At 43.7% G+C, this 8793-nt stretch carries 8 protein-coding genes; 2 read left to right on the top strand and 6 right to left on the bottom strand.

Going from position 1 to position 8793, the window contains the following annotated elements; translation table 11 throughout:
* The 5 genes from AC13CK_RS03155 to AC13CK_RS03135 all read right to left on the bottom strand — a co-directional run.
* Window positions 1-140, bottom strand: a 140-nt coding sequence (locus AC13CK_RS03155) for a GTP-binding protein (protein ID WP_228199197.1), incomplete at its 3' end; no start/stop codon positions are given.
* A gap of 93 nt (window positions 141-233) precedes the next feature.
* Window positions 234-2369 (bottom strand): elongation factor G, encoded by a 2136-nt coding sequence (gene fusA, locus AC13CK_RS03150; RefSeq protein ID WP_004646111.1) that lies wholly within the window; start codon window positions 2367-2369, stop codon window positions 234-236.
* A 128-nt stretch (window positions 2370-2497) separates the two neighbouring features.
* Window positions 2498-2968 (bottom strand): 30S ribosomal protein S7, encoded by a 471-nt coding sequence (gene rpsG / locus AC13CK_RS03145; RefSeq protein ID WP_004279240.1) that lies wholly within the window; start codon window positions 2966-2968, stop codon window positions 2498-2500.
* Window positions 2969-3148: 180 nt separating this feature from the next.
* A complete protein-coding gene (rpsL, locus tag AC13CK_RS03140) occupies window positions 3149-3523 on the bottom strand; it encodes a 30S ribosomal protein S12 (protein ID WP_002050319.1) in 375 nt (124 codons plus the stop codon).
* A 156-nt stretch (window positions 3524-3679) separates the two neighbouring features.
* A complete protein-coding gene (locus AC13CK_RS03135; protein WP_425880003.1) occupies window positions 3680-5164 on the bottom strand; it encodes an EcsC family protein in 1485 nt (494 codons plus the stop codon).
* Between the two features lie 273 nt (window positions 5165-5437).
* Between AC13CK_RS03135 and AC13CK_RS03130 the strand changes: the two genes are divergently transcribed.
* Both AC13CK_RS03130 and AC13CK_RS03125 read left to right on the top strand, forming a co-directional pair.
* Window positions 5438-6667: a beta-ketoacyl synthase N-terminal-like domain-containing protein gene (locus tag AC13CK_RS03130; protein ID WP_005247122.1), complete on the top strand. Its 1230-nt coding sequence runs from the start codon at window positions 5438-5440 to the stop codon at window positions 6665-6667.
* A 23-nt stretch (window positions 6668-6690) separates the two neighbouring features.
* A complete protein-coding gene (locus AC13CK_RS03125) occupies window positions 6691-7143 on the top strand; it encodes a CopD family protein (RefSeq protein WP_004730607.1) in 453 nt (150 codons plus the stop codon).
* Between the two features lie 59 nt (window positions 7144-7202).
* Here the strand turns inward: AC13CK_RS03125 and AC13CK_RS03120 are convergent, their stop codons facing one another.
* The gene (locus tag AC13CK_RS03120) at window positions 7203-8630 is read right to left on the bottom strand and encodes an amino acid permease (RefSeq protein ID WP_425880002.1); all 1428 of its coding nucleotides are present in this window, start codon (window positions 8628-8630) and stop codon (window positions 7203-7205) included.
* Window positions 8631-8793 lie beyond the last annotated feature (163 nt).

Genomic DNA, 8793 nt, shown 5'->3' with positions numbered 1-8793 from the left:
TAGTCTTTCGCTTCGCCACCGAATTTCTTCGCACATACAGTTGCAATTGCAGCTGTTAAAGTTGTTTTACCATGGTCAACGTGACCAATTGTGCCCACGTTAACGTGTGGCTTATTACGTTCAAACTTAGCCTTAGCCATGAGATCTTCCTTTTTAAACTACTCATGCAGGATCACTGCATGAGCACTTGGTTTTTAACTATGAATTAGTTTGGGCTTATAGTAATCGAAAGATTACTCGTCGTCACCTTTTTTACCGCCAGACTGGAATTTAGAAATGATGCCTTCAGCCACGTTACGTGGAGTTTCAGCATATTTAGCAAATTCCATAGAGTATGTTGCACGGCCTTGAGACATAGAACGCATTTGAGTCGCGTAACCAAACATCTCAGCAAGTGGAACCTCAGCTTTAATTGCTTTAGTACCACCAGGCAAGTCATCCATACCTTGAACCATACCACGACGACGGTTTAAGTCACCCATGATATCGCCCATGTAGTCTTCTGGAGTTTCTACTTCAACTTTCATGATAGGTTCAAGAAGAACAGGATCTGCTTTCATGAAACCGTCACGGAAGGCATAAGAACCAGCCATCTTGAACGATAATTCGTCCGAATCGACATCGTGGTAAGAACCGTCAAACAATGTAGCTTTAATGCCAACTACTGGGTAACCAGCAAGGACACCATTCTTCATACGCTCTTGGATACCTTTATCCACAGCACCGAAGAATTCTTTAGGAACTACACCACCAACAACTTCTTCAACGAACTCGTAGTCTTTACCAGCATCAGCATCCATTGGCTCTAAACGTACGTATACGTGACCAAATTTACCTTTACCACCAGTTTGACGAACGAATTTACCTTCTTGCTCAACTGACTTTTTGATCGTTTCACGGTAAGAAACCATTGGTTTACCAATGTTTGCTTCAACACCGAATTCACGCTTCATACGGTCAACAATAATGTCAAGGTGAAGTTCACCCATACCAGCGATGATTGTTTGACCTGACTCTTCATCAGTACGAACGCGGAATGATGGATCTTCCTTAGCCAAACGACCTAAAGCAATTGACATTTTTTCTTGGTCAGCTTTAGTTTTTGGTTCAACAGCCAATGCAATTACTGGCTCTGGGAATTCCATACGCTCAAGTGTGATGACATTTTTCTCATCACAAAGTGTATCACCTGTAGTTACGTCTTTAAGACCTACACACGCAGCGATATCACCCGCACGAATTTCTTCAACGTCTTGACGATCGTTCGCGTGCATTTGCACGATACGGCCGATACGTTCACGTTTAGATTTAACTGGGTTATAAACAGAATCACCTTGTTTAAGAACACCAGAGTAAACACGTACGAAAGTTAAGTTACCTACGAATTTGTCGTTCATGATTTTGAACGCAAGTGCAGAGAACGGAGCTTCGTCAGATGCTTCACGAATCGCTTTAGTTTCAGCCTTATCGTCAAGAACACCTTCAATCGCTTTAACTTCTGTAGGCGACGGTAAGAATTCAATTACTGCGTCCAACATACGTTGAACACCTTTGTTTTTGAATGCTGTACCACAAAGCATTGGTTGAATTTGACAAGCCAAAGTTTGGACACGTAGACCAGCAACGATTTGTTCTTTAGTCAAATCGCCATTGTTCAGGTATTCATCCATTAACTCTTCAGAAGCTTCAGCAGCAGCTTCAACCATGTTTGTACGCCATTCTTCAGCAGTTTCTTGAAGTTCAGCCGGGATTTCACCGTATTCAAACTTCATACCTTGTGAAGCTTCGTCCCAAATGATCGCTTTCATTTCGATCAAGTCGATTACGCCTTGGAAGTTTTCTTCAGCGCCAACAGGGATTACTACAGGTACTGGAGATGCACCTAAACGTGTTTTCATTTGTTCAACAACACGGAAGAAGTTGGCACCAGTACGGTCCATCTTGTTCACGAATGCTAAACGAGGCACTTGGTATTTGTTCGCTTGACGCCATACAGTTTCAGACTGAGGTTGTACACCACCTACAGCACAGTAAACCATACACGCACCATCAAGAACACGCATAGAACGTTCAACTTCAATTGTGAAGTCAACGTGTCCCGGTGTATCAATTACGTTGATACGGTGTTCAGGGAACTGTTTAGACATACCTGACCAGAATGTAGTCGTAGCAGCAGAAGTAATGGTAATACCACGTTCTTGCTCTTGCTCCATCCAGTCCATTGTTGCTGCACCATCGTGTACTTCACCAATTTTGTGAGATACACCTGTGTAGAACAGAATACGTTCTGTAGTTGTGGTTTTACCCGCATCAATGTGCGCGGAAATACCAATGTTACGATAACGAGAAATTGGGGTTTGACGTGCCATGATTTCTAGCATTCCTAAATTTTGTTGTTTAAAACAGGACGCTTTAAGCTGCATAGCAACTTAAAGCGCTTTGGTGACAAAACCATGACGGTCTTATCACCCTCCTGAATAGGGCCTGTTTTATCTGCTTAGAAACGGTAGTGAGAGAATGCTTTGTTGGCTTCAGCCATACGGTGCACATCTTCACGTTTCTTAACCGCAGCGCCTTTGCCTTCAGATGCATCAAGCAACTCGCCAGCAAGACGTAAAGCCATAGTTTTTTCAGAACGCTTAGCAGCAGCATCTACTAACCAACGCATCGCTAGAGCAGTACGACGGGATGGGCGTACTTCCATAGGAACTTGGTATGTAGCACCACCAACACGGCGTGCTTTTACTTCGACCATAGGACGAACTTTTTCAAGAGTAGTCTCGAAAAATTCAACTGGGTCTACTTTAGATTTTTCTTGAACGCGGTCTAAAGCACCGTAAACGATACTTTCAGCAATAGATTTTTTACCATCTTGCATTACGTGGTTCATGAATTTAGCGATTGTTTGGCTGCTGAACTTAGGATCCGGAAGGATTTCACGAGCAGCGACTACGCGACGTCTTGGCATTTTAAACTACCTATAAAGATGACACTTCAGGTTTATCCAGCATGAGTACAAAGTGTCATGTACTACTCGCTGGCCTTACTATACGTCGCTTGGAATTTTCACAAAATTAATGCAGAAATCAGACAAGCGAGACGATAAAGGATTGCGGTTCTACGTTCTTAAAATTTAATTCTTAACGAATTATTTCTTAGGACGTTTAGTACCGTATTTAGAACGAGACTGGTTACGATCTTTAACACCAGCACAGTCTAAAGAACCACGAACGGTATGGTAACGTACACCTGGTAAGTCTTTAACACGACCACCACGGATAAGAACAACACTGTGCTCTTGTAGGTTATGGCCTTCACCACCGATGTAGCTAGAAACTTCGAAACCTGAAGTTAAGCGAACACGGCAAACTTTACGCATTGCTGAGTTAGGTTTTTTAGGTGTAGTTGTGTAAACACGTGTACAAACACCACGGCGCTGTGGACAAGCCTTCAACGCAGGAACTTTAGATTTTTCAACTAAAGTCGTACGACCCTTGCGGATCAACTGATTTGTTGTTGCCATTTGGCAATTCTCCCGTTAATAAAAAGCCCCAAAAAACTACTACTTTTTGAGGGCATGCAATTGTAATTCAAGATGCAAAATTGGTCAACCTACTCAAGCCAAGCAAATACCGTTTCTCACGACATTTGCCTGCTTTTATTTACCTTCAAAATTCGCTTATTTTTTTGAATTTTTACTGACTTTTTTAGTCACATCTTGAGCTTCAGATTCAGTTTTCGAATTTTCTTGATCGTCTACGCCCTGCTGTGAAGTCTCTGTAGCAGCTTCTGCCTCGTCAGCAGCTTCTGGATGCAGTTCAGCTTCGATTTCCGGATCAAATGAAGTTTTGGTTAAAGCGGGTTGTTGCGACTGCTTATCTACCGCAGGTTCAACCAACTCATCGTTAAGCGCTTCCAGCCCTTCACTCACCTTTTCATCTTTCTTCACTTCTGCTTCTTCAGAGCTTAGATCATTCTGCTCTTTTTTGACCAGCTTGACTTGGGTAATCGTGTTATTGCCCTCAATCGCAATATCTTTATCCATGATCGGCTTATCTTTCGCAGGCTCAACGTCGTGAGAGGCACCATTTAGGAGTTTCGGAGTTGCCTGTTGTAACAAACTGACTGCTTTTTCATAGGCAGCATAAGGAGACAATTGCGAATCCTGATGCTGAATCAGGTATTGGCGTGCATGTGAGAATGCTTCTTGAGCTTTCTGATTTACATCCTCGACAAAACGGTGGCTATATACTGCACCAATACCTGCACTTGCCAGAGGCGTTAGTTTGGTTAATCGCTCCAGAATCGAAATTTTTGGCAGATGATTCATCCATTCCCATTTAGCCTCTCCCTCATGACGACTTAGCCATTGTTTGATAGCGCTGACATCATTATCAGAACCTAGCATGGCTTGTAGCTGGGAGATATCATGAGTTTTAAGGGTATTACTTAACGCTTTTAAACCCAATAACAAGGTTTGCTTTTCTGCAATCAGGCTCAGGTCGATCTGTCTAAAGATATGCTGGACGATTTCCTGATCATCTTCTTTGCTCAGGTCAAAACCATAAGAGCGACCGACTTGATAAATGGTACGCAACGCCATCAGTAAAGAAGCGGGAATATCAATCGCGGTGCCAAGCATCCCTGAAGCACCACTCACTGCACCCTGAACCGTCGCAATCCATTTGTTTTGTTCACCTAAAGCCTGTGAAATTCGCTTGGATCGGTCGACGTCCTGAGTCAATTCTTCTAAATCTTTCGCTCCAGCTTCATTCAGAATGGCATCAACCGAACTGGTTTGATTACTAAATTGATTCAGACGCTCATAAAAGTAGTTAGACACTTTTTCGGTTAAGTCTGGAGAAACAAAATGCGCGACATTATTCACGGTATTAAAGCGGCGCCCGAGAAGTTGACGAGAGACATTTGGAAGATGCTCGCGAAGCATTTGCTGAGGATTATCATATTTTTTAGCTGAAAAAGCGCTTTTCGTCTTCGCCGAACCGTCAATCACCTGATCGGAGTTAGAAGGCTTCAGCGCTTTAGTCACCGAATCCGGCGCAACATGATTCAACAAATCCAATCCGGTTGAACTGAACTTTTTCGCCACTCCAAAGGCATTCGAAATCAGACCATTAGATTGTTTATTATTAGCATTTACCATTTTTTACCTCAGCATTCATGTGCTTGTATTTGGTATAAATACTAGGTGTAGTCAGCGTTTATCTCAACTTTATTCTGTTTCATTTAGTAAAACCCCTACATGCCGACTCACAAACTCAACCGACTGTCACACGGCATAACATTTGCCATAAGATTTCAAAAGTCTTTCTGCTATCATGTTCCCCATCATGAAATAAGGCTAAGCGCTGGATTGGGCGATTTTAAAACCCAGATATCTGCCGCTGAGCATAGAGCAAACTATAAGGATCTGTAGATGAAACGTGTTGTCATCACTGGCATGGGTATTAACTCATGTATTGGTAATACATTAGAGGATGTAAACCATTCTTTACAAAACGGGATTTCAGGAACACGTTTTAATCCGACTTATGCTGAACTCAATTTCAAAAGTCATGTCAGTGCTGCAGCCGAGCAGGATTTCGATGGGATCGACCGCAAACTGAAACGCTTTATGGGTGTATGTGCGATGTATGCATATAACTCAGCTCTTGCTGCGGTTGAACATGCAGGTTTAAAGGTTGAAGACTTAGCTGGCAACCCACGTTATGGTATCGCGGGTGGTTCAGGTGGCGGTTCAACTGCTTCCGTTATTGAAATGAACGAATTATTGCAAACCAAAGGTGCGCGTAAAGTCGGCCCTTTCTTTGTACCACGTAATATGACCAACACCATTACGGCTAACGTTGGCGTTGCATTCAAATTACAAGGCGTGGCACATACCATTACTAGTGCATGTGCAACCTCTGCGGATGCGATTGGTTATGCCTACAACCTGATTCAACTCGGCAAACAAGATTTAATGCTGGCGGGTGGCGGTGAAGAAGATCACTGGTCACAAAGCTTGTTGTTTGATGCGATGGGCGCACTTTGCTCTAAATACAATGACAGCCCTGAAACAGCATCACGCCCTTATTCTGCAGACCGTGACGGTTTCGTGATTGCCGGTGGTGGTGGTTTTGTGATCCTTGAGTCTTTGGAACATGCGAAAGCGCGTGGCGCAAATATCTTAGCTGAAGTGGTTGGCTATGCTGCAAACAGTGATGGTGCCGACATGGTTGCACCATCTGGTGAAGGTGCAACGCGTTGCGTACTAATGGCTTTAGAAGAAGCAAAACAACACGGTGTCGATAAAATTGACTATGTAAATACGCATGGTACTTCTACTCCAGCGGGTGACATCACAGAACTTAAAGCAATGGAACGTGCTTTTGGTGAAGGTCAGGTTCCTCCACTCAGCTCAACCAAATCAATGACGGGTCACAGTCTGGGTGCTGCTGGTGTTCAGGAAGCGATTTATTCAGTTCTGATGATGCAGAATGACTTTATTGCGCCAAACATCAACGTGACCGAGCTGGATGAAGGCGCGAAACCGTTTGATATCGTGCTTGAAAAACGTGACGCAAAATTGAATACTGTGATGAGTAACAGTTTCGGTTTCGGCGGCGTAAATGCTTGTCTCATTTTCAAAAAATGGGAAGGCTAAGCTGCCCAGTTTAGGGTGACTTGATGGATGCTCCTTCTGATGCTTTCTTGTGGGTAAAAGCATTACATATTATTGCAGTAGTTTGCTGGTTCGCGGCTTTGTTCTACTTGCCACGTTTATATGTTTATCATGCCATGAGCGAAGATGCCATCAGTCATCAACGCTTTGAAGTCATGGAACGCAAGTTGTACCGTGGCATCATGTGGCCAGCCATGTTGGCCACCTTGATTACGGCACACTTTCTGGTGGATTGGGGTGATGCAACGCGTCATTACCATGAAGCCTTATGGTTTTACCTTAAAGTCGGCCTGGTCGGCTTATTGGTGATTTACCATCTGGTGTGTGGTTATTACCGCAAGAAGCTGATTGGTAATGCACACTACAAGTCACACAAGTTTTGGCGTTATTTTAATGAGATGCCAACCTTGATCTTATTTGCAGTGGTGATTTTAGTCGTGGTTAAACCTACTTTCTAATTCACCCACGCAATCAAAAAAAATCCCCGATCAGTCGGGGATTTTTTATGTCTGAATATTTAATGATTACCACGCTGACGCATACGTGGCTTATACAGCAGTCGATAGGTCACCGCCAGAATAATCAACCATAAAGGACTGATCATCAGAGCTTTTAGAGTGTCAGGTTCCAGGCTTAAAATAATCAAGGCGAATAACAGGAATGCCAATACCACATAAGACATCCATACCCCACCCGGCATTTTAAAGTTCGAGGCGGCATGCTTTTGCGGTTGCTGCTTACGGTAACGGATATAGCACACCATGATGATGCTCCAGATACTAATAAACAGGATCACACACAGCGAACTTGCCAGAGTAAAAGCTTCCATGGTGTTTGGTACAAAATACTGAAATGCTGCCCCCAACATAATAAAAGCACAGGAGAAAAATAACCCTGTGGCTGGTACTGCCCGACTAGATAACCGCGCTAAAGCTTGAGGCGCCTGTCCATCACGTGCCAAACCAAACAACATACGACTGGTCGAGAATACCCCACTGTTCATAGAGGACATCACTGACGACAATACCACCAGGTTCATGATAATGGCTGAAGTTGGAATACCGGCATACAGGAACAAACTCACAAATGGACTTTGATCCGCAGGAATCAAATGCCATGGTGTAACTGACATGATCATCAGCAATGACAATACATAGAACAGAATGATCCGCGTAGGAATGGCGTTGACCGCTTTGGGTAAATTCTTTTCCGGATCTTTGGTTTCTGCCGCCATCGTACCGAGCAGTTCCACCCCGACAAAGGCAAACATGGCAATCTGGAAGCCTGCCAGAAAACCAGTAAAGCCTTTGGGAAATAAGCCACCATGCGCCCAGACATTACTAAAGCTGGCGACGGCGCCACTCGGTGCCTGAAAACCGCTAAACACCATATAACCACCGACAAAGATCAAACCAAGAATGGCTAAAATCTTGATTAGTGCGAACCAGAATTCAATCTCACCAAACAGTTTTACCGTGACCAAGTTAATCGCGAGAATAAACAGCACACAACCCACACTAATCATGGCCTGCCCCATCGGGGTAAAGGCCATGCCTTCAGGCAGCCAGAAACTCAAATAGTTAATAATCGCCGCGAGATCGGCAATCCCTACCAGCACCCAACCCAGCCAGTACGACCAGCCAATATAATAACCAGCACCCGGCCCGATCAGGTCATGGGCCATATCAATAAAAGATTTGTAATGCAGATTAGACAGCAGCATTTCACCCAACGCACGCATCAGGAAGAAGAACATGCCACCAATGATCATATAAATGATCAAAATTGAAGGGCCTGCCAGGGAGATGGTTTTTCCCGATCCCATAAACAAGCCGGTACCGATACAGCCACCAATGGCGATTAACTGCAAATGTCGGTTAGAGAGTTTTCGTTGTAACTCATGCGGCGACGATTTTACGTCTTCTGTGTCCGGGGTGGTTTTCATTTTTACATCCTTTTTAATCTTTACAACAGCATCAAGCTGAATTTACAACGTTCAGTCCTCGAACGCTTATTATGACATTTTCATACTTTTTACTGCGCTATTCAGTGAGATTTACTGCACTAAAACGACTTAAATCATTGCATGGGAGATTTCAATATCAAAA

Source organism: Acinetobacter sp. L-24 (assembly GCF_056857555.1).
The sequence above is the reverse complement of the archived record's forward strand: the minus strand, read 5'-3'. Positions and strand labels throughout refer to the sequence as shown.